The sequence below is a fragment of the Bradyrhizobium sp. P3_C3 genome, assembly GCF_056402655.1.
Genome location: NZ_JBFUGY010000048.1, coordinates 21,681 through 46,283 on the forward strand (window position 1 = coordinate 21,681; position 24,603 = coordinate 46,283).

Sequence of the window (24,603 nt, forward strand, 5' to 3'; positions counted from 1 at the left end):
CCGTTCGCCGGCTCTCCGCGGCATTCCCATTCCAATTCCAGCCTTAAAGGATGATTCGCGGCCGGCGTCTTGCCTGAGCGTGCACTACAGCTTGTAAGCCGTGCGGAATCCGCCCCAGTGCCGGCCCTGGACGCGGATCGGGACGTCGATCTCGCGCATCATCACGGTGTTGCCGTTGCCCATGTCGCGGGCATAGCTCTGGACCAGGTACGAGCGCAGGTTGCGCGCGGCGGCGAGCCCTGCCGGATCGTTGAAGATCCGCCGGTTGCGGCTGTTGGCAGTGTTCCAGGCGGTGTCGCCCGGCCGCTGCGGATGCGAATAGATCTTGTTGTGCACCGGCAGGAAGCCGTTGCGGTCGACCATGGCGCAGAATGCCATGCGCGGTTCCTTGGCGAGAAAGGCTTCCTGGAACGGCGGCAGCGTGCGGTCGGCCCAGTCCAGATATTTCGTGCGGTATTGCTGCGGATTGGTGCCGGCGATTTCCGCATAATCGGTGTCGAAGAGGTCGTCGATCTTGACCTCGCCGCGTGCAACCGCCTGCTCGAAAATCCGGGTCACCGCCGTGCCGGCTTCCATGGCGCGGGTGACGAACTCGGTGTTCTCCTCGTGGATCGACCAGAGCCTGTCTTCGATCTTCTCGCTGAGATCGGCGTTGGGGCTGACGAACTGCGCGCGGGCGCCGGTCTTGGACTGCTCGATCACGCGCAGGCGGCAGGCGCCGACGCCTTCGAGGGTGCCGTCGACGACGGCCTGCGTGGCAAGCTTCGCCGCCTCCGCGCCGCCGATCAGCACGCCGTCCATCGCGATCTCGTAGACCTGCAACACGCCGCGCGCGGCTTCGAACTTGAGATGGCAGGGCAGCCGCTCGGTCTTGCGGCGGTCGTCGTGCTCGCTCTGGCGCAGCAGCACGGCACAGCGCGATTTCAGCTTGCGCGCGAAGGTGGTGACGGCCTTGCCGGCGCTGGCGACGTTCTCGCCGTGGGTCTCGGCCGCCTTGGTCGCGGCATCGATCTCGGCCGCGCTCTCGCCGACCGAGATGACGAACTGCGACGCGCTGGCCGCGTTGCCGGAGACCTCGCTGGTGGTGGCATTCTGCTCGGCCACTGCGCCGTTGACGGTATCGAACACCGGGCGGATCGCCTCGATCGCCTGCGCGATGCGATGCACGGCGTCGGCCGAGCCGGCGGCGTCGCGCTGAAGCGCGTCGATCTTCCTGGTGATCTCCTCCGTCGCGCCCTGGGTCTGCACCGCGAGCGCCTTCACTTCGGTGGCGACGACCGCAAAGCCCTTGCCGGCCGCACCCGCACGCGCGGCCTCGATGGTCGAGTTGAGCGCGAGCAGCGTCGTCTGCCGCGCGATCTGCGCGATCAGATTGACGACATTGCCGATGGCGGCGGAGGATTCGCGCAGGCGGTCGACATTGGCGCGGGCTTCCTGCGCCGCGGCGCTGGCTTCGTCGGCGAGCTTGCCGGCCTCGCGCACCTGCGCGCCGATGCCTTGCGCGGACTGGGTGAACTTGTCGGCGGCATGGGCGAAGGTCGAGGCGTTCGACTGCGCGGCATTGGTCCGACCGGTGAGGGCGTCGGTGCGCTCGCGAATGTCCGCGAGCGTTGCCGCGGTCGCCTCCGCGCCGCCGGCCACCGAATTGGCGGCGCGCTCGAGCTGGCGGATCATGGCGCCGAGCTCGAGTTCCAGCAGTTCCAGGATTTCCCTGGCGGAATCGCCCTCGGCCGACAGGGCGGGCGCGGGATCGGCCGGCGACGGCGCGGCCTGTGGGGGTGCCACGGGCGTGGACAAGTCGGGCAGACGCTTCCGAAACAATGCGAACGCCATCAGGTCACTCTTGTCGGGGAACGGGCGGTTGCTATTTTCGCAAGCCGGAATGAAATCAGGGTTAACGGTGCCTGACTCCTAGGCACGGGACACTACGGTATTACCTTAAAGTCGTAGAGCCTCTTTCATTCCGGTGGGTTGGCGGCCTATAAGGCCGCGCTTCCCACGCTCACCTTTGGCGCACGATTCCTTACGAGACACGCATGGCCGGACATTCCCAATTCAAGAACATCATGCACCGCAAGGGGCGGCAGGATGCCCAGAAGTCGAAGCTGTTCGGCAAGCTGGCGCGGGAAATCACCGTCGCGGCCAAGCTGGGCACCCCCGACCCCAACATGAACCCGCGCCTGCGTGCCGCCATCATCGCGGCGCGCCAGGAGAACATGCCGAAGGACAATATCGAGCGCGCCGTCAAGAAGGCGCTCGGCAATGAGGGCGAGAACTATGACGAGATCCGCTACGAGGGTTACGGCCCCGGCGGCGTCGCCGTCATCGTCGAGGCGCTGACCGACAACCGCAACCGCGCCGCCTCCGACATCCGCTCCTTCTTCACCAAGTCGGGCGGCAATCTCGGCGAAACCGGCTCGGTCTCCTTCATGTTCGACCGCACCGGCATCATCGAATACGACCGCAGCGTCGCCTCCGACGACGCGGTGCTGGATGCCGCGATCGAGGCCGGCGCCGACGACGTGGTATCGGGCGAAGGTGGACACGAGATCTACGCCTCGACCGAAGGCTATCGCGACGTCGCCAAGGCGCTGGAAGCCAAGTTCGGCGAGCCGCGCAAGGCCGCTCTGATCTGGAAGCCGCAGAATACGGTCGCGGTCGACGACGAGACCGGCGAGAAGCTTTTGAAGCTGATGGACCTGCTCAACGAGCACGACGACGTCCAGCACGTCTACGCCAATTTCGAGGTGTCGGACGCGCTGATGGCGAAGATTGGCGGCTGAGGTCGCCACCAGCCCCGGATTCCGCTGTCGTCGCCCGGCTTGACCGGGCGACCCAGTATTCCAGAGACGTCTGAGGGAAACGGAGAAGCCGCGGCGTACTGGATACCCCGCTTTCGCGGGGTATGACGTCGGAGGGTGCTGCGGGCAGCGCGGCGATCTCCGACGAGCCCCACTTCCCCTGTTACTTCCGTTCTGTTTCTGTTTCCCCCACCGCAGCCAGCCGCTATCACTGGCCCATGACTGCGCTCCCGATTCGTGGCCCCGTTCGCATCATCGGCATCGACCCCGGCCTGCGCCGCACCGGCTGGGGCGTGATCGAGGCCGAGGGCAATCGTTTGATCTACGTCGCCTGCGGCTCGGTGGAACCACCGGACGATCTGCCGCTGGCGAGCCGGCTGCTCGCGATCCATGAGGGGCTTGCCGCCGTCCTGTCCGGTCACAAGCCGATGGAAGCCGCGGTCGAGCAGACCTTTGTGAACAAGGACGGCGTCGCGACGCTGAAGCTCGGCCAGGCCCGCGGCGTCGCCATGCTGGCGCCCGCGATGTTCGGCATTACCGTCGCCGAATACGCGCCGAACCAGGTCAAGAAGACGGTGGTCGGCGCCGGCCACGCCGACAAGCACCAGATCGCGATGATGCTGAAGATCTTGCTGCCGAAAGCCGAGCCGCCGTCAGCGGACGCCGCCGACGCGCTCGCCATCGCGATCACCCACGCCCATCACCGCCAGAGCACGGCGCTCAGGCTGAAGGTGGTGGGGATATGATCGATCGTCATGCATCGCCGGCGTCATGCCCGGGCTTGTCCCGGGCATCCACGTTCTTTCTCGTCGATGTCAAAGGCGTGGATGGCCGGGTCAAGCCCGGCCATGACGAGAGAGAAGTGCCTGCCGTAGCTGAGGTCCCGAGATGATCGGCAAGCTCAAGGGCCTGATCGATTCCTACGGCGAGGATTATGTGCTCCTCGACGTCGGCGGGGTCGGCTATCAGGTGCATTGCTCGGCCCGCACGCTGCAGCATCTGCCCTCGCCCGGCGAGGCCGCGGTGCTGTCGATCGAGACTTATGTCCGCGAGGACCAGATAAAGCTGTTCGGTTTCCGCACCGATCAGGAGCGCGAATGGTTTCGCCTGCTCCAGACCGTGCAGGGCGTCGGCGCCAAGGTCGCGCTCGCCGTGCTCGGCACGCTGGCGCCTTCCGATCTCGCCAACGCGATCGCGCTGCGCGACAAGGCCGCGGTGGCACGCACGCCGGGCGTCGGCCCCAAGGTTGCCGAGCGCATCGTTACCGAGCTGAAGGACAAGGCGCCAGCCTTCGCCAATGTCGATCCCGCCGTCGTCCATCTCGCCGGCGCCGTCGACGACCAGCGCGCGCCGCGCCCGGTGGCGGACGCGATCTCTGCGCTGGTCAATCTCGGCTACGGCCAGCCGCAGGCGGCTGCGGCCATCGCGTCGGCATCGCGCAGCGCGGGCGAGAGCGCCGAGACCGCGCAACTCATCCGGCTAGGCCTGAAGGAGCTGTCGAAGTGAGCGCGGCCCACGCCAATCCCGTCGCCGCCCTGCTTCGTCGCCTTTCGCGCGTGGCCGGTATCGTCGTGATTTTCTCCATTGTCGGGCCGCTGACGACCGCCGCGTTGGTTGCTGTGACGGTAACGGCGCTCGGCGCCGCGGTGCTGCAGATGTTTCTCGTGTTCCTCGAACTGGAAGCACTGCGTGCTCTGGTTTCGATCGCGGTCGTGCTGTTGGCCATCGTCACGATTCTCGCCTCGTTCCTTCCTGCAGTCGTCGCCGGCCTGATATTTGCGTTGGCGGCGGTCTACGCCGATCTCAACATGATCTGGATGGCGTGGCTCGCCGCGGCCGTGGGCGCGGCCGGCTTCGTCATGGTTGGCATGTTCGTCGTGCCCTCCGAAACCTCGGCGGTGATCGTGCCGAGTGTCCGTTCCGCGCCCGAGGCGCTGAAGCTTTCGGCGATGCTCGCCGTCGTCGCCGTCATTCCGGCCAGCCTGTGCTGGTGGCTCGCGAAACCGCTGCATCGTGTTATCCTGCCCGCATGACCACTCCCCCACGCATCGTCACGCCCGAGCGCCGCTCCGATGACGTCGGCGACACCGCGCTACGCCCGCAGTCGCTGTCCGATTTCGTCGGCCAGCAGCAGGCGCGCAAGAACCTCTCGATCTTCATCGAGGCGGCACGCAAGCGCGGCGAGGCGCTCGATCACGTGCTGTTCGTAGGCCCGCCCGGCCTCGGCAAGACCACGCTGGCGCAGATCGTCGCCAAGGAGCTCGGCGTCGGCTTTCGCGCGACCTCGGGTCCGGTGATCGCCAAGGCCGGCGATCTCGCCGCGCTCCTCACCAACCTCGAAGAGCGCGACGTGCTCTTCATCGACGAGATCCATCGGCTCAGCCCGGCGGTGGAAGAGGTGCTCTATCCCGCGATGGAGGACTTTCAGCTCGACCTGATCATCGGCGAGGGCCCGGCGGCACGCTCGGTGAAGATCGAGCTGTCGAAATTCACGCTCGTCGGCGCCACCACGCGCGCCGGCCTCCTCACCAATCCCTTGCGCGATCGCTTCGGCATCCCGGTCCGCCTCAACTTCTATACGATCGAAGAGCTGGAAAGCATCGTCACCCGCGGCGCGCGCGTGCTCAATGTCGGCATGAGCGCCGACGGTGCCAACGAGATCGCGCGCCGCGCCCGCGGCACGCCGCGCATCGCCGGCCGCCTGCTGCGGCGCGTGCGCGATTTCGCCTCCGCCGCCGATGCCGCCTCGATCGACCGCAAGATCGCCGATCATGCGCTGAGCGCGCTCGAGGTCGACGCCGCGGGCCTCGACGCCATGGACCGCCGCTACCTCACGACCATCGCGCAGAACTATGGTGGCGGCCCGGTTGGCGTCGAGACGATGGCCGCCGCCTTGTCCGAGCCGCGCGATGCGATCGAGGACATCATCGAGCCTTATCTCATTCAGTGCGGCTATCTCCAGCGCACTCCGCGCGGCCGTCTGCTCACCTCGCACGCCTTCCGCCATCTCGGCATCGCCGAGCCCTCGCGCGATGCCGCGGCACAGTTCGGCCTGTTCGGCTCGGACGAGAGCGACGACTAATTGCGGTGATGTAAGGTGCGTCGGTTGTCATGAACTTCCGGTAACCTTTGTGCAAACGGTCTGCACGCAAATGCAGGCCGTCTGCACGAGCGGACCCCAATTCCGCTCCAATCGGACCGCATCACAAAGCTGCATCACCATCGGGCTTCCATGATCACGCGTCGTCATCTCATTCGATCCATCGGCGGCCTGTCCGCGCTAAGCGTCTCGACCGCGGCCTATGGCGTCGGCATTGAGCCGCTGCGGCTCCGCGTCACCCGTTATCACCCGACCCCGCGGCAATGGCCGGCGGATTTTCCGCTCAAGATCGCCATCGTCAACGACATTCATGCCTGCGATCCCTGGATGTCGCTGGAGCGGATCGAGGGCATCGTCGATCGCACCAATGCGCTCAACGCCGATGTCATCGTGTTGCTCGGCGACTATGTTGGGGGTGTTCACCAGGTCACGCGCATCATTCCGTCGAGCGAATGGGCCAAGGTGCTCGCGGGCCTCAAGGCACCGCTCGGCGTCCATGCCGTCATGGGCAATCACGACTATTGGGTGGACAGGGCCGTGCAGCAGGCCGGGCACGGGCCGACAGCCGCCCATCGCGCGCTGGAGGCGGCCGGCATTCCCGTCTACGAGAACGACGTCGTGCGTCTCACCAAGGACGGACGCTCCTTCTGGCTCGCGGGCCTCGGCGACCAGCTCGCCTACTATCCCGCGAAGCGCTATGGCCGCGTGCATCGGCTTGGCGCCGACGATCTCGCGGGCACGCTGGCGAAGGTCACCGACGATGCGCCGGTTATCCTGCTCGCGCATGAGCCAAATATCGCGCCGCTCGTACCCGCGCGCGTCGCGCTGCAACTGTCCGGCCATACCCATGGCGGCCAGGTCCGCCTGTTCGGCTGGTCGCCGGCTGTTTCGCCTCAGCACGGCGTGCAGCTCGCCTATGGTCACTTCCGGCTGAAATGCGACGTCATCGTCTCCGGCGGCCTCGGCTGCAGCATCATGCCGGTCCGCGTCGGCGTGCCGCCTGAAATCGTCGAAGTGACGCTGGGAAGGACGCCGGCCGTGGCATAACCTGCGCTTGCGCGGCCGGCTGTTTTTGCGCAAAACGGGTCGGTTGCAAAAAGCGAAGAGGCTCGCGACGTGACAGCCCATCTCGACGGCGAGATCCGCGACGGCCGCCATCACATGCAGGTCCGCGTCTACTACGAGGACACGGATTTCCCGTGCTTGCCTTTATAGTAATAGCGAAAGCCGGGTGGTTTCCCTGGGGCGCTGGAAAGTGGCGGCCTAAAAGGGCCAAACCAACGGCATTCAGGCCGCCCCACGGGGCGGCTTTTTTGTGTTTGAGTACGTCCCCCCCAGGGTTAAAAGCGGCTGGGGCTTTCACCCACGCCCCACAGGGGAACTCGCGAGGGGCTTTGTGACAACACCGCATTTCTTTTTAGACGGCCTGATCAGCGGTGGCCGCCACACCATGCAAGTCCGGGTCTTTTTGAGGATACCGATTTTAGCAAGGTGGTTTACCACGCCAGCTGTCTGCGCTTCATGGAGCGTGGCCGATCGAACTATTTGCGCCTACTCGGGGCCGATCACCGCGCCTTATTCGAAGAAACAGAGAGCGAGGCGCCTGGCAGGGTCCATCATTAAAAGCACAGAACGCAGCTTGTCATTTCCTTGGGTCGGTGGACGGCAGGGGCACGAAGCGAGCGCGCTATCTAGTGCTTCAAATGGGATGATGCCTAAATGACGAGACCGCATCTCGACGGCGAGATCCGCGACGGCGGCCATCACATGCTGGTCCGCGTCTACTATGAAGATACCGATTTTTCAAAAGTGGTGTATCACGCAAATTATTTGCGCTTCATGGAGCGGGCCAGAACGAACTATTTACGTTTGCTGGGGACCGACCACCGTGCGCTCTTCGAAGAAACGCAGAACGAGGCGCCCGGCTTCGCGTTTGTGGTGCGCTCGATGACCATCGATTTCCTTAAGCCTGCGTATATGGACGATGTGCTGGAAATCGTCACTGCGCCAATAGAAGTAAAAGGCGCTTCAATTGCGCTACTACAGCAATGCAAGCGCGGTGCCGACCTTTTAGTCGAGGCACGTGTGCGCGTGGCGTTCGTCTCCGGTGGAAAGGCGCAACGTATTCCGAGTTCGCTACGTATCGCGATGCAAGGCTGAAACAAAGATAACGTCCAAATGTCCGAGTGGATTTCAAACGCTCACAGGTTGTTTTCCTGGGGAGCGGTTGATAGTGTCATTTTATGGCAAAGAAATCTATTAAGTCCGCAAAGAAGGGTCTCGCGCCCGCGACCCCGACCACAAAAGAACTGTTCGCTCCATTCTTGGATGCCCATCCGTTTTCGAAGATCGTCGAGATGCGATTTAACGACGAGCAGCGGCATGCCATTGAAAGGCCGTGGGACGACAATTCGCTTATCGTTGCTGTCACCCCAAGCAATGTAGAGAAACTTGCAGCGGCGTTGAACTCGACAATATTACCTCAACGCTTTTCCGCGATCTGGCACGCTGACACGAAGGATTTTGAGGTCATTTGGACGGCCTTCAGGCTCAGTAATGGGGCCAAAGAAGTAGCGAGCCGCAAGTTTGATTTTTCTTTTAATGGCAAAACATATCGGTGTGAGTTCGGGGAAAGCAGCGAGCGGTTACTCGAAATTGCGAAAGCGGCTTTGCCGATCCGTGGCACTGAAACGAATTACAGAAATATACAGTCTCTTACGATGTTCGCAAAAAAAGTTGACGCATCCAGACTGGATAAGGCGATGTCCTTTTGGGTGCGTGACGTCGAATGGAATGAAGATATCGTAGTCGATCTTGCGTACCATCTAAATTTTTATATGAGCTACTTCGATGATCGTACTCCAAAAATCATCATTCATCCGAGACCAGAGGTCAGTACGGTAAAGCCGCAGGAACGCTACATTGCCGGTAAGTTTCCTTCGAGCATTAGGGCCACAATCATAGACCCAAATATCCTGCATTTTTGGCAAGCCGCACACGGTGCGGAAGATCAATCCAAGTCGTTCTTGTATTACTATCGATTGGTTGAGTACGCTTCGACAACCTATATCGACAAGGAGGCAAAGGCGACGGTAAGACGCCTGTTTGCTCAACCCAACGCGCTTGACGATGTTGCTGAAATTACGGAGCGACTGGTACTCGCCACTCAGAGCACAAAACAGGACGACGACCAACGGATCAGGCGCCTGCTCGAAGATACGGTTGATAGAATTCAGTTGGCGCGCGAGATCGACAAGAATATTGCTCTTTTTAGCAAGCAGACGCTTTTCGAAGGTGGCTTTACCCTAGACCCTCTGATCTCCACTAGTCAGAAAGCGGACAGTTTTGATCTGCTTCGGTTCGCCAAACACATCAAGGACATAAGGAATGCTCTATCTCACGGTCGAGACATTCGTACTCAAATGGTAATCATTCCTACTCAAAAGAACTTCGATCTCCTTCAGCCGTGGGTGACCCTAATGTGCGTGGTCGCGGGGCAGGTCATTCTGTTCAAGGGAATTTCATAGATATTAACGATTGACATTCTATGATCATCGCGGTGACATGCGCACGTAGGTATTGTGGGGAACCCGCCCCCTCCTATATGGGTGGAGGGGTAACAGGTTGGAGATTGCAGAATGACCGGTGGTTAACAATAGTCCCCGAAGAGTTTTGATGCTGCCGCCGCCCATGATGGGCGGCGTTCGTTTTTGGGGCGGCCTTTCTTCCCGATTTGGTCGAGGTCGGTTCCGATCCTGCTAGGACATTAGTCTCTAATCGCTTCGCTCGTCCCAACGGCTTATCCCGAACAGAACTCCGGCGTGTTCAAGCCGTCTGCGCCGCCACCTTCGACGGCTGCGCGGCCCCGGCTGCAGGGTTTCGGCGGGGTGGGCCGGGGCCGCTTGCCAGCTCGGGGACGAGAGCTAGCGATCTTTGAACGGTGATGCTCCCGCGCAGTTCCTAGCCATTCGCCAGATCGGGTTAATGATCCGCTCGATGCTCGGACCCTGGGAAATTTCCCAAGTGTCCGGCCCGGTCGCCGGGCGCTACATCTTCCGCCCTGGATCGCTTGGGTGGGACGTCGCTGGATGGAAGAACTGATGGCCCAGATCGAGAAGTTTCGGGCCGAGGCAGAGTATTGCGGCCGATTGGCGAGAACTGCGCCAGACAGGCAGACGCGCGCCCTATTCGAACGGCTTGCCGAACGGCTCCGGGACCTGATCCAGGAAATCGAGACGACGATCGCCGCGCGAACCAAGCTGAGTGGTCGCTGGGAATAGTTCGTCCGCAGGCGTAGGTGCGGCGCAATGGATAACACCCTGGGTTAAATATCTTCACGACGTGCCGTTGCTCCAGCTTCCGCTGGTCTGACCGCTCACGTCGGGCCGCGCGGTGTCATCATTTCGGTCATCCTTGACGGCGATCTTTTGGACGCGGGTGCGCTTTTTCTTGGCAGGGGATGTTTGATCGGGCGGCTCGCCGTGGTCGATCCGCAGCATCGCCTCGATCTCGGCAACGGTCAGCGACAGAATTCGGTCCGTCATGTGTGTTCCGCAGAGATGTCTGTGATCCAAGCCGCCCGAGATGCATCAACGCCTAAATTATACCAGAAGGTGTGAACCTACATCAATTCGGCGGGCTTCGTCCGAACTCACACCCGGCGGGCGAGGGAAAAGGCTCGATTGTCGACTGGATCGGCGCGAGGAACATCCCGGCTTCTGCCAAGTTTTCCCGACGCCCAAGCGCTCGCAAGGGCAAACCTCAAAGGCCCCGGCTCATTCCCCTGTGGGCTGGGGTCCTTTTTCACGCGGTCATCGCCTCTATTGTCTCGAACGCCTTCTCGCCCCCGGCGATGCTCCGGTTTGGACTTCATTTGTCGTCGCCAACGCAGCATCCAACATGACGGCAGTGCGGGTTCTTAGGAACATAACCCCTCCAGCTTCATTCATGACGAATGCCGCGGTTCTTTTTCGACTATCAAGAGGAAGATGGCATCGTTGCCGACTTGGTCGGCGTTGAGCTGCCATGCGTCGAGGCAGCTCGACGGGAGGCGCTTCGAGCCATTGGCGAAGCTGTCCGGGATCGCACGGCCAAGGGCCATACAGGTCAAGTCGCGATCATCGGGAGGGACAGCATAGCCCCAATTCTGTCAGTAACAGCCGCGATCAGCTTAGCTCAAGCGAATTGAGAGGGGCCTTATGCGGCAGCGGAGATTGAATTTGCGGTCGCCAGCCTACCCAAAATGATCGAGAATTTTAGGTCCTGTCCCACAGCCGCGCGGGAGGCGTGCTTGCGCTACACAAGTTTGATTGCGCGGTTAACAGCCACGGCGGATCTGATCCCGCAGGATCGCGCGGTGATTTCAGCCCTTCCAAGCACGATCGAGACGTTCAGACATGGTGCCCCCATTATGCGGCGGGGCGACAGGGCTACACGATGCGCGATCATAGTGAGCGGCTTCCTAGCACGCGAAAAAATAACCGGCTCTCGAAACCAGATACTGTCCTTTCATGTCCCCGGCGATATGCCCGACGTGCACACACTCCACTTGCCGGTCATGGATCATGATCTTCGCAGTGCGGGACCTTCGACCATCGCCTTTGTCGCCCACTCGACATTAAGCAACGTGCTCGCTAAGTCGGCGACGCTCACGCACACATTCTGGCGCGAAACGCTGATTGACGCGGCAATCTTTCGCGAGTGGGTTGCAAACCTTGGCTCGCGCCAAGCCTTGGAGAGGCTGGCGCACCTATTCTGCGAGCTGGCATCGCGGCTTGAGGTTGTCGGCTTGATGGAGGATCGGCGGTTCCAGCTACCTTTTACGCAATCAGATTTGGCTGACGCTTGCGGTTTGTCCGGTGTGCACGTCAACCGCACCGTCAAGGAACTTCGTCGTCGCAATCTTCTCACATGGGAAAGCCAAATGGTCGAGTTCGTTGACCGGAAGGCACTGGAGGAGCTGGCGGAATTCGATCCCGATTATCTGCACCAGCGACCTGCGGGCGGTCGGTGAAAACTTCGCAGATTTGGCGATACCATCGATTGTTTTCGCGATCTTGTCGAAGACAGCGCCGGTTTAACGGGTAACTTCCCGTTTTCCGCTTGACGAGGGCTGACCTTCTGCATCGTCGGCAACTTCCGTCGTTTGCCGCCGCGCCGTCTTGGAAGCTTCGATCATCGCAAGCTCAACCTGATCGGCAAGGCTGGTCAGATGCAGGGCCAACCTATCGAACATTTCCCGCTTGGTCGGGACAGTGGCAAGATCGCGGATTAGCGCGGCCTCAGCAGCATCTTTCCGAAGCTTTTCGAGAGACGCTTGATAATCCCTCATGGGGTTGCTTCGCGCGGCTGCATGGTGAACCCGGCCATAGTATCGGCCTGTAGCGCCTTGCGGAGCATTTCGTCTTTTTCTGCCCCAGGCGGAAGCAGCGCGGCAACTGCGCGGGCCGCCTTGGCGAACACCACGAGCCGATCTTCGAGAGACAATTGTTGCTTGAAACGACGCCGTTTGATCATGGCGCGCTCCTTTCCATTCCAGGAAGGCGGGAGCGCAACCGGCGTTCACATCACCGATATGAGCCAAGAACCGGGCGGTGATGTAGGATCAACACCCTTCGAGCAAGTCTGTTCCCCGATCATCCTTCCTCGGTCGCTTGCGATGGTGACGCGGTGGCGCTGGAGCGTAGGCTCCGCGCGCTGATGATCGATGCGCGACATCGAGAGCAGAGACATTCCCAAAAAACTGGGGTCCTCTAAAGCAGGAGGCACGAACGGATGCCGCATCGGCTTCATGTCCGCGCGTCCGGATGCGGTTCGAACCTGCCGTTGGGCACCACTGCCTGCAGCACCTCCGTCGCCTTGCGTTCTATCACCTCCAGTGAAAGATCGCGGATAAGCCAGCAGCCGCGACAGACCCCGAAAACGCTAGCGGCAGTCGGTTTAATGGCTGCTGGCGTGGTGAGCAGCAATGCCCCGACATACCTCCTGCCTGGCATCTGAACGCCGCAGATGACGCATTCTCTATGTGGGGGTGCCGAGAGACCATCACACCAGTTGCGTGCAGCGCGTTGCAGCAATGGATGAGCATCGAGCGGATCATCGATATCGACCAAATAGGTCAACAGCGCACCGGATGCCTCGCGCCGATAACGGCGACGGTCGTGACGGTTGCTCATGTCACCACCCCTTGTCGGCTCATGCGATCGAGCAGGCGGGCGGTCACTGCGTCGGCATCAGGGCGCCTACCGACGGGTCTTAGGGTTGCAGCACCGACAAGAGGCGTAGTCTCTCCTGTTGAAGTCGGCGCTGGTCGGTGCGCATCCGTTCGAGTTCGTCCTCGGCCTTGCTCGTATCCTGCTTCTGCCGTTTCAAGCCGCAGACGAGAGCCTCCTGATCTGCCAGTTGCCGCTCACCTGCAACCACCTGACGTTCGACCTGACTTAGCTCGTCCAGGACGGGCTATTTGTGCATGTACATGGTGACACGCTGCTCCAACGGGTTATCGCCATCTAACCCCCGCGTTCAAAGCTGCGTTCCTAACTGCAGTCTCGAACTAAAGTGGAATTGGCGAAGGCAGGCGCGGACGAGCGCTTCCAGTTCAGTTCCGACCGATCGAGCGACGCGGGCGGCGTTTTGGTGTCTGGCTCAGCCCCAGGTGCGGCGGGGAGCCTGCGCCCAATGCTTCCATGGTTTTCTCGACCCCGGCGATGAACGCCAGCGCGGCGGGAAGGGACGGCGCGTCATAGACGATGTCGCCGGTTGGTCCGGTCCACAGGACCTCGACGTGCCAGTGCTCGCCGATGCGGGTTATCGACCCGGCGATGATCTCGTCGCACTTGATCAGCACCGCGTTGTCATCGACTTCTTCGGTTTGAAACTTCATTCGTCCGCTTCCTCAGAGCAGCGAAAGCTGGATATCGATGGGGTTGGCCGTAGGGATCCAGAAATGCCTCTAGGGTCGGCGGCGGGGCTTCGTCGCACTCCGCGCAGCGCTGGCGCAGCTCAGCGGCGATCTCCTCGGAAGCGTCCTCTGACCAGCCTTCGCTGGGGTTGAAGCTGACGATCCGGACCGGATCATGGTACTGCCCCTCCATCAGGTGGCGCAGCAGCGTTTCGCGGTCGGTGTGCTCCTCGTCGGTCTCGGTCCAGGCCCGGCCAAGACGGCCGCCGAAATCATCCAGCACCAGATAGATGTCCCGCTCGGAACCGGGCACGATCGACGGCGAGATACGCATGACGCTTGCTCCATCAACCCGCTAATCCAAGCGGGTCGTGCCGGGGGCGTCAAGTTTGGTCGTTGGGGATCGCCAGTTAGACGTTTGTTGGTTGAAGTTGCTACCTAAACTCATCGTCGACATCGCAGAACGTGCGATTGATCTCCAGTTCATCCCGGACCGCAACAATGCACGGGTTTGGAACGACCACGTCACAAAGCCTGTTGTCCTTCCAGAAATGACCGTTGTGGTCGCACCCCCCATTTTTTTTGGAGCGTCAGATGAGCAAGCGCAAACCGGCGACAGTACCAAAGCGCGCCCGCAATCCGAAAACCGCGCGGGCCCAACGGAACAAGCAGGCCATTGTCAGAAGCCCGAAAGAGAATTTACTTCGCTCTGTTGCGGCAGTCTCGATTGAACCGCCTCCTGAGCTTCATGATGATCCTAAACACGAGGTTCCTGTCATTGAGCCTCGGGTGAATGCCTTACCGGATGACGTCAGTCAGAGAATGACGGGTAGCGATCCAACGAAAGGCTTTGCTTTGGCGACGGCAAACATGCAGGCGTATCAAGCGAAGCTACTTGAGATGGCCGGGGCCAACGCGCAATTTGCGCTTGAATTCAGCCTAAGACTTGCGACGATCAGGTCACCAACTGAATTTTTCAGCGTCATTACGGAGTTTACAAGTAGACGGGTCGATATGTTCGGGCAGCATTCGAGAGAACTGGCGGCATATCCGTTCTGGCGCATCGAGCCACCCGGGCAGCCCACGGCTCTGCCGGGACGATAACTGCAGGCCGCTCCGGCAAAGGGATGGACGCGAATGCGGATCGCCCACGGACCTTGAGCAGTTCTATTTCGAGTGACTGCCGGTGGCCACCGGGATATGCTCGGTCCCGTGCTATTGCAGAGGTCAAAATTGATCAACGGTAGCGTCCCTTTTTTGAGCCCGCGCGAGAAGCGCATTTTGCGGCGTCTAGCCCGAGGCTACTCTGATCGTGCCATTGGGGTTCAGATCGGCGGAAGACCAGAACAAGTTGGCGAACAGCGGAAACGCCTGCTGCAGAAACTGCAAATCAGTTCCCAGTCTGAAATTGCAGAAGCCGCCGCGCAGTGGGCGTCTTGGCCATCTTACAAATTCACTACGGTCGTCGACGAGCTGCAGCATAGCGAGAACGGCGGCTGCGAACCGCCGTCCTGAACTTCGGCTGCATGATTGTCGAGAATATCTGCTGCTAGAAAATCCGTGGTTGCAGTTGCAGGACCGCTATCGCGCGTCGCCACGTATTAATAGGCGCAAATATAGTTTCCGTACGCATCGTAGCAACTGCGGCGGTACGCAGCAGCGCCAACGGCAGCCGCGCCTACTGCTGCCGCTCCGACACCGTAGCCCCGATAGCCGTAGCCGCGATAGCCGCCCCGATAGCCGTAGCCCCGGTAGCCTGCGCCGCGCACTGCAACAGCGCCGCCGCCCCGCGGTCCTCGAACTGCGACCGCACCGCCGCGGTAACCGCCGCCACCCCGATAGGCACCTCCGCCGCGCCGAGCCTCGGCATCATCGGGGAGCAAGCAGGCGATGAGCAGAACGAAAGCGGCAAGAGGAGCGAGAATATAGCGGAGCATGACAGAAACCCTTCTATGAAGTCCTAAGCCCCGCTCGCGAGATTGCGGCTCTCTCCGCGCAGGAGGTTGATGTAGATCAATCGAACCTGCGCACTGCGGCGCCTACGCTATGTTCCCGCGCCTGTCAGGAAAAAGAATGGTCGCTTCCGAAACGCGATCACGTTCGGCCGCCGTGTTCGGTGCTCCTTTTGACCTCTATCGTAGCGGTCACGCGCAGTATTGGGCCAAACTCGTCTCTTGCCTCGACTTCGATAGGTCCTGTGCCAGCACCAAAAATGATGGTTTCTCCTAATAATTCGCGCGCTAACCGTTCGACGGCCTTAAGGTCCGCAAGATCGATACCCTCATGATCAATAACGACGGCCGGACTGCGGTAGTCGAAGTAAAACCTTGGCATGCCGCACCAACTTGCACGACCGGGCCGGGTTCCTAGTTTTCCCGGAGGCTTGGCAATGCTTCTAGCTCAAGATGCCTGGGTTTTCTCAGCCGACTGCCGAGTTTTCCCGGAGGCTTGATGATGCTCTACTTGAGCTGACGGAGGCACGTATGGGACGGCGCAGCCAACCTAACTGGCCAGCCGCAGGGTCAGTTGGCGATCCGGGCCGACGTGGCGGTCGAAAGTCTTCCAGTCTGACGGCACGTCGTGGCCTTCAATGCCGACGCGGCGCAGTATTTCTTGCGCGATGGCGTGCGAAACATCCTCGCGTTGGTTGGTGTCGGGGTTGAACATCACCGCGCGCAGCGGATCGCTGTGCTGCCCGCTCATCAAGTCGGTCATGGTTGTCTCAAGAACAGCCCAGTAAAGATCGGTCTCGGCAAAAGCTGCATCGTGCTGAGCGAGGCGCTGCGATTAGCCGATAACATCAGGCCATTACACGCGCCGGTTGGTAAGCACTATTGCTCTAGTAGCTTGATCGTCGAGACGGGCCACTTCCCGAGATGGCCAGCGACCGAAAGACGCAAACCGTGCGCTTCGTCCAAGTACAGCCCCTCGACAGTCCCTGCCTTCCCGTCCGTTAGCACCACGGCCTTGCCGATCAATTCCGTCTCGGCTTTGTGATACTCCCGCAGAATAGCGGCGGCGTGCGTTTTGGCTCGGGGCATTGCCTCGGTCTGTCTCATTCGCATCAGAGCGACTTCGCATGCAAACCTGGGAAGCTGAGCAGGGTTCCTACGGGTGCTAGATGCCGGCGTCGCGCATCGCATCCTAGGCAGGAAATCCATCGGCCTTCTCCTTCATGTGACAGCGACCCGGTGCTTGAGACCGTTCGGGCCGTGCGCCCCCGCACGCCCGTTGGCCTTCTTCGTCTTCATCCTCGCCTCGTGCGCCGCGCGTCCACGTGGCTTCTTCGGGCGTGGCTCGACCGCGTTTAGCTTCGCCTGTCCTTGATGGACGGCCACTTCGCCCAGCCGCTCAAGGTAGTAGAGCTTCAATTTGATCTGCTTTGCCGATAGCCCGGTGTCGCGCGCGAGTGCCGATAGTGAGACCCATCGATCGAGCGCCAAATATTCCTTGATCTTGACGCTCCTGCTGCTGGCCGGCTCGGGCGGCGGTGCCGGCGGCGGCGGTGGAGGCGTCTGCGCCGCGATCGTCTCGCGCATGTTGCCGACCATCCTGAAAGTCCGCACCATCAGCTCGGTGAGGTCCGCCACCTCGCCGCGCAGGGCGGATATCTGATCGGGGATCGGCACCATCTCTTTCGGCAGGCTCAGCGCTTTCGCCAGCGCGGGGTGCTTCTTCGGCTTCGGCTCTTCGCGCTTCAGCGTCACGTTGTCGGCGCGGAGGAGCCTGCGAACGTCGGCCCTGATGTTCATGCGATTGCGCCAATCGCTGCCGGTCTTCGCCGTGGTGACGCATCGGAGTTCCTTTTCCGGGACAACCCGCCACATGATCTGGACGTGCCCGCCGTTGGTGTGTGTCACCTCTGGTTTTATGCCGTGCTGCTTCAACTCGGCCGTCGCGATTTCCACCAGCTCGTTGTTCATGCTTGCTTGCTCCTAAGCGTGACCCTTGAAGTGCTGCTCGGTTTTTCTGCCGCGCCAGTCTTTGCTGGCTTTGGCGCAGTTCTCGCTACGCATGATTGCGCGCAGCTCCTTTGCTCTTGGCTTGCGCCGGCCGCCGGGATCGCTCTTGGCCATCACGCTCCACTCGCCGCACTCGTCGCACAGCGACAGTTCGCCGTCGCGGGGGAGGGCTCGGCTCCATTGAGGTCATCGAGAGCTTCCAGACCATCGGTGCGGTATCCGCAGTGCGGACACGTCGTCGGGTATTCGATCACTGCTTGCTCCATCCCTCCGGCATCCCGCCATGCCGTTCGAAAAGGATTTGCTCGTTGACGCCGATCAGGCTTCGCATGCCGTTGACGAAGACCTCGATCATCTCCTCGCGCATCGCGGGGTGATGCCCTGCGAAATACATCGCTACCAGATCGACTAGCACCGCACCTTGAACGTCCGGACCTTGACCGTGCAAGGCCAGCTCGCAGATCCGCGTCACGAGCGCGATGCTGTCATCACGCTGCATTCTCGGCTTCCTCGACGCTGTCCAAAATCACGTCAATCATGGCGACGAGCTGGATCAGCCGTGCCTGGGCCGCCTCGCTGTTTGGCTCGCGCGCATCGATCATATAAACCAGCGCGTCGCCCATTTCGCTTGAGCGGAAGGGCGTGAGCGCCGCGACCAGGGCGTCGTGGTGGTTGAGCGCGCGAGCTATGCGTTCCGCGACCGTCTTGGCCCTATCGCAGGCGATTGTGATGATGTCATCGTCGCTGACGAGGGTTGCCGCGTTGTCGCTCGCAACTCCAAGCTTCAACCGCTTCATTTCTTCTTTCTCCCGATCAGGAAGTGCGCGAACTCATGAGCCGTGTTGGCCACGGGGCTCTTCTCCCATTGCAGATACTCCTCCAGCGCAGCGCGATTGAGAAGGTAGCTGCGACCCCCCTCGCGCCGAGTGAGCAATCCGGCGGCTTCAAAGTCGTTGATGACCCTATGCGCAGTCTGCCGCACCATGTTGTTCAGCTCGCCATAGTGCTTCGGCGTGGCCGGGATCAGCAGCTCCCGCTGGTCGGCGCGGGGGAAGCGGCCGAGAAAGTATTCCGCCATTCTCATGTGCGCGGAGTGAAGGATGTGGCTGCTCATCGCTGCGTTCAAGGCTCGCGCGGTCTTGGTCGCGCCGCGCGTGAAGAAGCGGTGAAAGAGCGCGTGCTCATCCAGAAGCTTCGGGAATGACGCGCGGGGGAAGGCGATGTAGTCGCTTTCTGCGACTGCCGTTGCCGTGGTCGAGTGAACATCCGCATCGTCCAGGGCGCCTTCGCTGAGCCAGCTATCTGCTCCAACCAGTCCGACCGTGGTGCGGCCTTGCGCCGATGCCATGTCGATCTTGATCTCGCCACGGCGGATCAGGAAAATCTCAGCGATGCGCTTGCCCTTTGAGAAGAGCTGTTCGCCCTTCCGGGCATGTCCGATGCGCTTGCTCTTCATCGAGTTGATAAACGTTCGCACCTCGTCCGCTTCGTCCCGTTCGGTCGTCATCGACATTTTCTCCCCCCTTGCACTGAGGGTTGTGCAATCGTTGTTATGCGTTTCTTGCTGGTAGAGTAACATGAGTTACTCATAGCCAACGTGCATCTGACTTGACACTGATGGCATGGATTTCGGCGTCCGCAAAACGTATTTTCAGCATGCGCTATTGCTGAATGTTGCGACCGTGCTCGCGTCGCCACATTGGGAAAAGTGATACCTATCAAAAGTGATAGCCAGCAAATGTGTCAGTGCTTCAAGGCCGGAGCATGCGGTGACCCAGCGCGATCGCCACCGCTTGCGCGAGCGTCTTGGCGCCGAGTTTCTTACGGCAGTTGTTGAGATGCATAAACACCGTGGGCTTGGTCACATTGATGGAGCGAGCGATTTGCTCCGCTTTCTCTCCGATTGCGGTCCGCGTCAGCACCTCGTGCTCGCGCGCGGTCAGAGTGGTGACAGTCGAAGGAACACCCTTGATCTGCAGCACACGGTTGAACGCAGTGAGCGACATGAGATGCAGCGCGGGCAGAGCCCGATCAGGCAGATCGATCTCCGCGCCGCCGAACCACACCTGGCCCAGTCGCCCAATCGGCGAGATCACCGGGATCACAACGCCGTCCACAAGCCCGAAGTCCCTGTTGAACTGCACCAGTTCAGCGACGCGCGCATCTTGCTCGGGGCTGTGCGGCGCTTCCTTGAGCCAGCGGAACGGCAGAAGGGTGGCCTGGCAGTAACGGAAAGCGGGATCATCAGGCGCGTACCGTTGGTCGGTGTAAGCCGTCACGTATCCCTCTGGCAGCCGATTGTACAACAGGACGTCGGCAAGGCTCTCGGTCGCTGTCGGGACGAAGCTGAAAACAAAATGGTCGATCCCGACCCGCTTCAGCGCCGCGCCGATTGCGTTCATGACCGCGTTAGTAGATGAAAGTTCGACCACGTTGTCGATAAAGTCGAAGGCCACCCGATGCATGTTGTTCCCTGCTTGCTCGTTGTGCGCTCTTTTGCACACAAGGCGGCGGTATTGTGTCGGGCGACCTCGTTGGCAATCTTTGGAAAATTCGCGCGGAGAAACCCGCTATCAGAAATCAATTTTCTAGTTCTGAAAAATCAGGTGGCGGATTTCGCCACGAACGGCCCGAGCACGGGCAAGGCTTGCGACAAGATGAGCGTGAAGCGGTCGAGGTGCGGCACGGCCTGCGCGCGGACCGGTTCGAGATAATATCTGCCATCCATGCGCTGGATCAGGCCGAGGCTAGTCAGCACATTAAGCCTGTCGCGGACCGTCGAGCGGGCCACATTGATCGACGACGCGACTTGGCTTGCGCTCATCGGACGCCCTTCGGCGTGCCCGAGCATCACGACCACGGCAACGACGGCTAGATTTGCATCAAGTTCGCTTGGCGTCTGATCGGGCGGAAATATCGTGGCATAGAAGGCCAGGGTGAGATCGATGAACATGCGGGCAAGGGCGCGGCGCTCTGCTGGGATGGAGAGAGCAATTGGCAGCTTGTTTCGGGGCACTGGCGATCTCTTAAGCGTGTGAGAGACTGGTGAGATTGGCACCGATGGCGCGGGCAGCCATTAACAATGCAGTGTTTGTATGGGAGAAATCCGTACAATGGCTCGCTCGGAAATCCCAGGGCGCCATAAGCGAGCGCGCACGGTAGCGTCCCTCGCATGATCGTGAGGCTCCCCAGCGAGCGGCTCACTGATGTCGCATACATCGATGTCATCGTTGCTAGTGGCACAAACTGCATAAAATCAGAGCGCGATGCTTGACCTCGTTACCCGTAGCGCGACAAAATTGAAGCGAACCGGCCAGAATGGCCGGGCCGGGATTGTGAGGAAACCAATGTCCACCAACAAGGCGGTGACCGCCGTTGATGCCTTTATCGGCGAGAAAGTCCGAGGCTACCGCAACATACGCAACATCTCGCAGGAGGAGCTGGGTCGGATGCTCGGAGTATCGTTCCAGCAAATTCAAAAATATGAAAAAGGAGATAATCGCATCACCAGCTCGCGGCTGCAGGAGATCGCGAAGATATTTGAGTGCGATGTCGCTGACCTATTGCCCGAACAGAAGAAGGGCAAAAAATTACAAAAGCTTTCCAATCTAGATCGTATTGCAGCGACGCGAGACGGCATGAAGCTGATTGACAGCTTCGTCGGCATCAAGAGCGAAGTGATGCGAGCCGCCGTGGTTGAACTCGCCCGGCGTTTTTGCGGGCACTAGCAACCTCTGCAGATTGATGGCGGTCCTGGCCCTCCGGTGGCGGAGCCTCATACTGCGATTGACGTTTATCGGTAGCTCCAAAAGTGGGGGAGGCCGGGGCCGCCTCCCAGCACCCCCGCGAGCCACATGACGACAGCGATCAGGCAGAGCAGGCCGACGATCACCTTGCCCCATTTCATCACGTTGGCGTCGATGCTCCAGCCCATGAACGACTGGATCACCCAGACGATGACGAAGGCGATGAAGATGATGATCGAGATGTAGAGCAGCAGGTTCAGGAAGCTGATCAGGATGCCCATGGTGTCCTCCTACTTGATGCAGCGTTCGAGGATGGTGTCGCGGCGCGCGATGGCGGCGCCGACCTCGTGCAGGGTGTAGGCGGAGCCAGCGAGCACCGTGATGTTGACGATCAAGATCGCGAGCACAAAGGGCGTCGCCTTCATCTGGTCGACCACCTTGTGCGCGAGGTCGCCGGGGTTCATCACGGCACCGCTTCAAAGGCGAGCGATCGGGCATCCCAGATCGATGCCAGGGCGAACTCGATGTCGCCGTCCGGCACGTTGGAGCCCAGCGCCGCCGGATCGCTTTCGATGGCGGCACCGATGGTCGCATTTGACGAGATGACGTGCGCCGCCACGATCTGCGGCTTCTCCTCGCCCCGGATCATCATGCCGGAATACGCGATCCGTTCCGCGTGGTTCGCCGTGGCGGGGTCTTCGCTGGCGACGTTCTGGGCCACCTTGAACATGATCATCATCACGCGCCCGCTGAAGGTCGGGTCGGACGCAGTCGCGATTTGGTCGAGTGCGGAGATCAGGCGGCTCCCAAGATTTGAGCGGTTGTCTGTGCGGGCTTGTAGTCAAGCGCGGGATTGATTGGCGGTTTAACCGGATCGGGCACGCCGCCTGCTTCGAGCCACGCCTCGTACTCGACGCGGTCGCGGTTGGTTGGATCGTTCGGGATGCACGCACTGTCTGCGGTGCGGATCACGGTGTCAGTCTCGGTGAGCTGATAGTCTGCCATCACAACCTCGCATCCGCGACCCAATGAACAGAACAGCTCGCGCCTTGGCTCGATCCCGACGCGCCGGTCCCGACAAGCACTGCGCTTTGTTCGCCCTGTGAGCCCACGATAGAATTGCTCCAGTCGAGAGCCTGATTGACATTCCTGATCTGGTTGTTCGCAGCGTATGGATTGAAGAGTGTCAGCGTGGGTGTGGCGCGTTTGCTGACAGAGTAACCAATCGTGCCGACCGTCTGCGAGTTGGCACCRCCAAGCAACTGCGCGAAACCGTAGGCCCCGGCTGTGCCGGTGTTGCCCGCTGGCGCGATGAGGTAGGGGAAGCTCTTCTCGTAGAAGCGCTGGCACAGCAGCAGCTCCTGATCGAACGGGCGCATGACGAACGGCAGGCGGTCCTGCGGAGGCGCTTCGAGGCCAGGTAACAGCGCCACGCCAGCGAGGCGGAAGTTGTCGGTCAGCGCCGCGATGCCGTTGATCTGGCCGGGACCAGCGACATAGTTTGTCCCGGTCAGCCATGCGTTGGCGACGGGCGCGCTCCAAGTCGAACCCGCCGCCATTGCGAACTGCACGTAGGCTCCGGTGGTGTTGTCCTTCGGCCATGCCCCATCCGTGCAACCGTCGATTGTGATGGCGTGAAACTCCACAGCGTTGGAGACAGTCTGATTGTAGGTGAAGGCGAACACGCGATTGGCAGCAGGGTTCTTGAACACGCCGGTATAGAGCCCGGTTCGGGTATGCGACGACCAGAATGCGAGCGTGAGCGGCCACGCGGCTGCAGTGCCCCACGCCAGCCGCGCCATGCGACTGCCTTCGATTTGGTGATAGAACACCAAGTAGTCGGCCGCACCCATCACGGCCTGTGCCGTCGTCAGGTATGAGCCGAGAGAAGACGGAAGGTTCGGAACGAGTGGGCCACTTGTGTAAGCGTATCCGGCATGCGTGCCAGCGCGCGCAACTCCCCAGCCATCGGCGAAGTAGCCGCTTCCGGCGAAGCCGGTGCCTGCAACGCGCTCCTGCGTCACCTCGAAACCGCCATTGATCTGGATGCCGCTATAGCCCATGGCATCGAACGGCGCGGCGTAGATGTTCTGGCGCCCTTGCACACGCTGGGGGCTGGTAAGCGCAGGTTGCGCGATGTCAACGCGCACCGCGATCAGCTTGGTGTCGATCCACGCGCCGTTCTGCCGCGCGTAATGGTTGGCGTCGGCGGGCTCAGCGATGCCGGGACCAGCGGGACCAACACCGCCGGTATCGCCTTTGTCGCCCTTCGGTCCTTGCGGCCCGATCAGGGAGAAGCCCGCTGGCCACGCGCCCGCAGCCTTCGGGCCGAACATGAAATGCGTCGCCGTGTTGATGTAGAAATTTCCATCAACGCCAGTGCCTGCGACCGGATCGGCCGCACCATAGAGCACCGTGTTGCCGGGGATGCCCTGCGGGCCGATCATCGAGGTGCCAGCGGGCCAGATGCCGTTCACGCGCGGACCAAAGATGAAGTGCGTGGTGGTGTTGATCCAGAAGTTACCGTCTTCACCATCCGCATGGTTCAGAGGATCGGCTGGCCCATAGAGCACGGTGTTGCCGGGCTCGCCCTTGTCGCCGTGCCCGCCGGGCGGTCCCTGCGGGCCGGGCGGTCCCTGCTCGAAGGTCTGGATGATCTCGACATTGTCCTCAAGGACAACGACCACGGCGGTGTCACCCGGCATCGCGGTCACGTCGATGGTGTTGGTGACTTCGACTTCGGTCATCGCGTCGGTCCCGCGTTGTTGGTGAGAAGGCCGGACCAGACCCGGACCTTGTAGCCGTTGCGGTTGAAGATGTTCGACTGGTCAAAGTCGCCCAGCGCGAGGCGCTCCAGCGCGTCCTTTATGATCCGCACCGTGAACTGGCCGTTGACCGGATCGGTGAACACGATCTCCCCGGTGTCGCTGCCAAGGCGCAGCACCGCCGCCTCATCCTTGGCATGACGACGAAGCATCATCTCCATCACGCCGCCGGTCAGGTCGATGGGGGCGCCAGCGAGGGTCTGCCAGGCGAACGTGCGATAGAAGTCCGCGTCGTTCTGCACCGTGATGTTGACGATTGCCATGGTCGC

38 protein-coding genes and 1 pseudogene are annotated in these 24,603 nt (G+C 61.2%); 16 read left to right on the forward strand and 23 right to left on the reverse strand.

The annotated features are described in order from the left end of the window. Positions 1-84 precede the first annotated feature (84 nt). Positions 85-1,833, reverse strand: coding sequence for a methyl-accepting chemotaxis protein (locus tag AC1DW2_RS36615; protein WP_283018003.1), 1,749 nt, complete (start codon positions 1,831-1,833; stop codon positions 85-87). 203 nt (positions 1,834-2,036) lie between these two features. On the opposite strand from AC1DW2_RS36615, the gene AC1DW2_RS36620 reads away from it, so the two are divergent. The 10 genes and pseudogenes from AC1DW2_RS36620 to AC1DW2_RS36665 all read left to right on the forward strand — a co-directional run bounded on the left by AC1DW2_RS36620 (position 2,037) and on the right by AC1DW2_RS36665 (position 10,181). Further along, positions 2,037-2,783, forward strand: a complete 747-nt coding sequence (locus tag AC1DW2_RS36620) for a YebC/PmpR family DNA-binding transcriptional regulator (protein WP_063981035.1) — start codon at positions 2,037-2,039, stop codon at positions 2,781-2,783. A gap of 236 nt (positions 2,784-3,019) precedes the next feature. Next, positions 3,020-3,547 carry a crossover junction endodeoxyribonuclease RuvC gene (ruvC, locus tag AC1DW2_RS36625; protein WP_028157463.1) on the forward strand — a complete coding sequence of 176 codons (528 nt, stop codon included), beginning with the start codon at positions 3,020-3,022 and terminating at the stop codon, positions 3,545-3,547. Positions 3,548-3,689: 142 nt separating this feature from the next. After that, positions 3,690-4,307 carry a Holliday junction branch migration protein RuvA gene (ruvA, locus tag AC1DW2_RS36630; protein WP_063981036.1) on the forward strand — a complete coding sequence of 206 codons (618 nt, stop codon included), beginning with the start codon at positions 3,690-3,692 and terminating at the stop codon, positions 4,305-4,307. Further along, positions 4,304-4,834 (forward strand): hypothetical protein, encoded by a 531-nt coding sequence (locus AC1DW2_RS36635; RefSeq protein ID WP_063981037.1) that lies wholly within the window; start codon positions 4,304-4,306, stop codon positions 4,832-4,834. The genes ruvA and AC1DW2_RS36635 overlap by 4 nt, the downstream gene beginning before the upstream one ends. Next, the gene (gene ruvB / locus AC1DW2_RS36640; RefSeq protein ID WP_063981038.1) at positions 4,831-5,883 is read left to right on the forward strand and encodes a Holliday junction branch migration DNA helicase RuvB; all 1,053 of its coding nucleotides are present in this window, start codon (positions 4,831-4,833) and stop codon (positions 5,881-5,883) included. Before AC1DW2_RS36635 ends, ruvB begins: the two co-directional genes overlap by 4 nt. Positions 5,884-6,033: 150 nt before the next feature. Continuing rightward, positions 6,034-6,948 carry a metallophosphoesterase gene (locus AC1DW2_RS36645; RefSeq protein WP_477008377.1) on the forward strand — a complete coding sequence of 305 codons (915 nt, stop codon included), beginning with the start codon at positions 6,034-6,036 and terminating at the stop codon, positions 6,946-6,948. Positions 6,949-7,351: 403 nt separating this feature from the next. After that, positions 7,352-7,509: pseudogene (locus AC1DW2_RS36650) on the forward strand (hotdog family protein); the annotation flags it as partial. Between the two features lie 111 nt (positions 7,510-7,620). Then, on the forward strand, positions 7,621-8,061 hold the full coding sequence (gene ybgC / locus AC1DW2_RS36655; RefSeq protein WP_477008378.1) for a tol-pal system-associated acyl-CoA thioesterase: 441 nt from the start codon (positions 7,621-7,623) through the stop codon (positions 8,059-8,061). Positions 8,062-8,144: 83 nt separating this feature from the next. Then, positions 8,145-9,428, forward strand: a complete 1,284-nt coding sequence (locus AC1DW2_RS36660) for a hypothetical protein (protein ID WP_477008379.1) — start codon at positions 8,145-8,147, stop codon at positions 9,426-9,428. Between the two features lie 561 nt (positions 9,429-9,989). After that, on the forward strand, positions 9,990-10,181 hold the full coding sequence (locus tag AC1DW2_RS36665; RefSeq protein WP_477008380.1) for a hypothetical protein: 192 nt from the start codon (positions 9,990-9,992) through the stop codon (positions 10,179-10,181). A gap of 54 nt (positions 10,182-10,235) precedes the next feature. Here the strand turns inward: AC1DW2_RS36665 and AC1DW2_RS36670 are convergent, their stop codons facing one another. Next, complete coding sequence (locus AC1DW2_RS36670) at positions 10,236-10,445, reverse strand: hypothetical protein (RefSeq protein ID WP_477008381.1); 210 nt, start codon at positions 10,443-10,445, stop codon at positions 10,236-10,238. A 410-nt stretch (positions 10,446-10,855) separates the two neighbouring features. Between AC1DW2_RS36670 and AC1DW2_RS36675 the strand changes: the two genes are divergently transcribed. Both AC1DW2_RS36675 and AC1DW2_RS36680 read left to right on the forward strand, forming a co-directional pair. Continuing rightward, positions 10,856-11,089: a DUF6894 family protein gene (locus AC1DW2_RS36675; RefSeq protein ID WP_477008382.1), complete on the forward strand. Its 234-nt coding sequence runs from the start codon at positions 10,856-10,858 to the stop codon at positions 11,087-11,089. Between the two features lie 102 nt (positions 11,090-11,191). After that, entirely contained in the window at positions 11,192-11,914 is a 723-nt protein-coding gene (locus AC1DW2_RS36680) for a Crp/Fnr family transcriptional regulator (protein WP_477008383.1), read from the forward strand. Positions 11,915-11,977: 63 nt separating this feature from the next. On the opposite strand, the gene AC1DW2_RS36685 is transcribed toward AC1DW2_RS36680, so the two are convergent. The 3 genes from AC1DW2_RS36685 to AC1DW2_RS36695 all read right to left on the reverse strand — a co-directional run bounded on the left by AC1DW2_RS36685 (position 11,978) and on the right by AC1DW2_RS36695 (position 13,076). After that, positions 11,978-12,232 (reverse strand): hypothetical protein, encoded by a 255-nt coding sequence (locus AC1DW2_RS36685; protein WP_477008384.1) that lies wholly within the window; start codon positions 12,230-12,232, stop codon positions 11,978-11,980. Next, positions 12,229-12,417, reverse strand: a complete 189-nt coding sequence (locus AC1DW2_RS36690) for a hypothetical protein (protein WP_477008385.1) — start codon at positions 12,415-12,417, stop codon at positions 12,229-12,231. The genes AC1DW2_RS36685 and AC1DW2_RS36690 overlap by 4 nt, the downstream gene beginning before the upstream one ends. Positions 12,418-12,689: 272 nt before the next feature. Continuing rightward, positions 12,690-13,076: a hypothetical protein gene (locus AC1DW2_RS36695; protein ID WP_477008386.1), complete on the reverse strand. Its 387-nt coding sequence runs from the start codon at positions 13,074-13,076 to the stop codon at positions 12,690-12,692. Positions 13,077-13,194: 118 nt separating this feature from the next. Here AC1DW2_RS36695 and AC1DW2_RS36700 point away from each other — a divergent pair, with 118 nt between their 5' ends. Beyond that, positions 13,195-13,344 (forward strand): hypothetical protein, encoded by a 150-nt coding sequence (locus tag AC1DW2_RS36700; RefSeq protein WP_477008387.1) that lies wholly within the window; start codon positions 13,195-13,197, stop codon positions 13,342-13,344. 154 nt (positions 13,345-13,498) lie between these two features. Here the strand turns inward: AC1DW2_RS36700 and AC1DW2_RS36705 are convergent, their stop codons facing one another. Together AC1DW2_RS36705 and AC1DW2_RS36710 are read right to left on the reverse strand one after the other, a co-directional pair. Beyond that, the gene (locus AC1DW2_RS36705) at positions 13,499-13,783 is read right to left on the reverse strand and encodes a hypothetical protein (protein WP_477008388.1); all 285 of its coding nucleotides are present in this window, start codon (positions 13,781-13,783) and stop codon (positions 13,499-13,501) included. Next, positions 13,755-14,135: a hypothetical protein gene (locus AC1DW2_RS36710; RefSeq protein WP_477008389.1), complete on the reverse strand. Its 381-nt coding sequence runs from the start codon at positions 14,133-14,135 to the stop codon at positions 13,755-13,757. The genes AC1DW2_RS36705 and AC1DW2_RS36710 overlap by 29 nt, the downstream gene beginning before the upstream one ends. A gap of 260 nt (positions 14,136-14,395) precedes the next feature. Here AC1DW2_RS36710 and AC1DW2_RS36715 point away from each other — a divergent pair, with 260 nt between their 5' ends. Further along, positions 14,396-14,905: a phasin family protein gene (locus AC1DW2_RS36715; protein WP_166093118.1), complete on the forward strand. Its 510-nt coding sequence runs from the start codon at positions 14,396-14,398 to the stop codon at positions 14,903-14,905. 129 nt (positions 14,906-15,034) lie between these two features. Continuing rightward, a complete protein-coding gene (locus tag AC1DW2_RS36720) occupies positions 15,035-15,316 on the forward strand; it encodes a LuxR C-terminal-related transcriptional regulator (RefSeq protein WP_441267930.1) in 282 nt (93 codons plus the stop codon). A 579-nt stretch (positions 15,317-15,895) separates the two neighbouring features. On the opposite strand, the gene AC1DW2_RS36725 is transcribed toward AC1DW2_RS36720, so the two are convergent. From AC1DW2_RS36725 to AC1DW2_RS36770, 10 genes are all read right to left on the reverse strand, one after another. Further along, positions 15,896-16,135 (reverse strand): DUF6894 family protein, encoded by a 240-nt coding sequence (locus tag AC1DW2_RS36725; RefSeq protein WP_477008390.1) that lies wholly within the window; start codon positions 16,133-16,135, stop codon positions 15,896-15,898. Positions 16,136-16,303: 168 nt separating this feature from the next. Then, positions 16,304-16,516 carry a hypothetical protein gene (locus AC1DW2_RS36730; RefSeq protein ID WP_477008391.1) on the reverse strand — a complete coding sequence of 71 codons (213 nt, stop codon included), beginning with the start codon at positions 16,514-16,516 and terminating at the stop codon, positions 16,304-16,306. 116 nt (positions 16,517-16,632) lie between these two features. Next, positions 16,633-16,842, reverse strand: coding sequence for a PRC-barrel domain-containing protein (locus AC1DW2_RS36735; RefSeq protein ID WP_441268827.1), 210 nt, complete (start codon positions 16,840-16,842; stop codon positions 16,633-16,635). Positions 16,843-16,974: 132 nt separating this feature from the next. Continuing rightward, entirely contained in the window at positions 16,975-17,724 is a 750-nt protein-coding gene (locus AC1DW2_RS36740; RefSeq protein ID WP_477008392.1) for a hypothetical protein, read from the reverse strand. 12 nt (positions 17,725-17,736) lie between these two features. Continuing rightward, entirely contained in the window at positions 17,737-17,877 is a 141-nt protein-coding gene (locus tag AC1DW2_RS36745; RefSeq protein WP_441267935.1) for a hypothetical protein, read from the reverse strand. Between the two features lie 136 nt (positions 17,878-18,013). Then, positions 18,014-18,262, reverse strand: a complete 249-nt coding sequence (locus tag AC1DW2_RS36750; RefSeq protein ID WP_441267936.1) for a hypothetical protein — start codon at positions 18,260-18,262, stop codon at positions 18,014-18,016. Further along, the gene (locus AC1DW2_RS36755; protein WP_441267937.1) at positions 18,252-18,560 is read right to left on the reverse strand and encodes a hypothetical protein; all 309 of its coding nucleotides are present in this window, start codon (positions 18,558-18,560) and stop codon (positions 18,252-18,254) included. Before AC1DW2_RS36755 ends, AC1DW2_RS36750 begins: the two co-directional genes overlap by 11 nt. After that, on the reverse strand, positions 18,557-19,276 hold the full coding sequence (locus tag AC1DW2_RS36760; protein ID WP_477008393.1) for a Crp/Fnr family transcriptional regulator: 720 nt from the start codon (positions 19,274-19,276) through the stop codon (positions 18,557-18,559). The genes AC1DW2_RS36755 and AC1DW2_RS36760 overlap by 4 nt, the downstream gene beginning before the upstream one ends. Positions 19,277-19,514: 238 nt before the next feature. Further along, on the reverse strand, positions 19,515-20,228 hold the full coding sequence (locus tag AC1DW2_RS36765; RefSeq protein ID WP_477008394.1) for a helix-turn-helix transcriptional regulator: 714 nt from the start codon (positions 20,226-20,228) through the stop codon (positions 19,515-19,517). Between the two features lie 137 nt (positions 20,229-20,365). Then, on the reverse strand, positions 20,366-20,779 hold the full coding sequence (locus AC1DW2_RS36770) for a helix-turn-helix domain-containing protein (protein ID WP_477008395.1): 414 nt from the start codon (positions 20,777-20,779) through the stop codon (positions 20,366-20,368). A gap of 331 nt (positions 20,780-21,110) precedes the next feature. On the opposite strand from AC1DW2_RS36770, the gene AC1DW2_RS36775 reads away from it, so the two are divergent. After that, positions 21,111-21,491, forward strand: a complete 381-nt coding sequence (locus AC1DW2_RS36775) for a helix-turn-helix domain-containing protein (protein ID WP_477008396.1) — start codon at positions 21,111-21,113, stop codon at positions 21,489-21,491. Positions 21,492-21,556: 65 nt separating this feature from the next. Here AC1DW2_RS36775 and AC1DW2_RS36780 read toward each other — a convergent pair whose 3' ends face one another. The 6 genes from AC1DW2_RS36780 to AC1DW2_RS36805 are packed head-to-tail and all read right to left on the reverse strand — an operon-like array spanning position 21,557 to position 24,597. Continuing rightward, on the reverse strand, positions 21,557-21,790 hold the full coding sequence (locus AC1DW2_RS36780) for a hypothetical protein (RefSeq protein ID WP_477008397.1): 234 nt from the start codon (positions 21,788-21,790) through the stop codon (positions 21,557-21,559). 9 nt (positions 21,791-21,799) lie between these two features. Beyond that, a complete protein-coding gene (locus tag AC1DW2_RS36785) occupies positions 21,800-21,976 on the reverse strand; it encodes a hypothetical protein (protein ID WP_477008398.1) in 177 nt (58 codons plus the stop codon). After that, positions 21,973-22,248 (reverse strand): hypothetical protein, encoded by a 276-nt coding sequence (locus AC1DW2_RS36790; protein WP_477008399.1) that lies wholly within the window; start codon positions 22,246-22,248, stop codon positions 21,973-21,975. Before AC1DW2_RS36790 ends, AC1DW2_RS36785 begins: the two co-directional genes overlap by 4 nt. A 56-nt stretch (positions 22,249-22,304) precedes the next feature. Next, a complete protein-coding gene (locus AC1DW2_RS36795; protein ID WP_477008400.1) occupies positions 22,305-22,514 on the reverse strand; it encodes a hypothetical protein in 210 nt (69 codons plus the stop codon). Continuing rightward, entirely contained in the window at positions 22,514-24,256 is a 1,743-nt protein-coding gene (locus AC1DW2_RS36800) for a hypothetical protein (RefSeq protein ID WP_477008401.1), read from the reverse strand. Before AC1DW2_RS36800 ends, AC1DW2_RS36795 begins: the two co-directional genes overlap by 1 nt. After that, the gene (locus tag AC1DW2_RS36805; protein ID WP_477008402.1) at positions 24,253-24,597 is read right to left on the reverse strand and encodes a hypothetical protein; all 345 of its coding nucleotides are present in this window, start codon (positions 24,595-24,597) and stop codon (positions 24,253-24,255) included. The genes AC1DW2_RS36800 and AC1DW2_RS36805 overlap by 4 nt, the downstream gene beginning before the upstream one ends. Between the last annotated feature and the right edge of the window lie 6 nt (positions 24,598-24,603).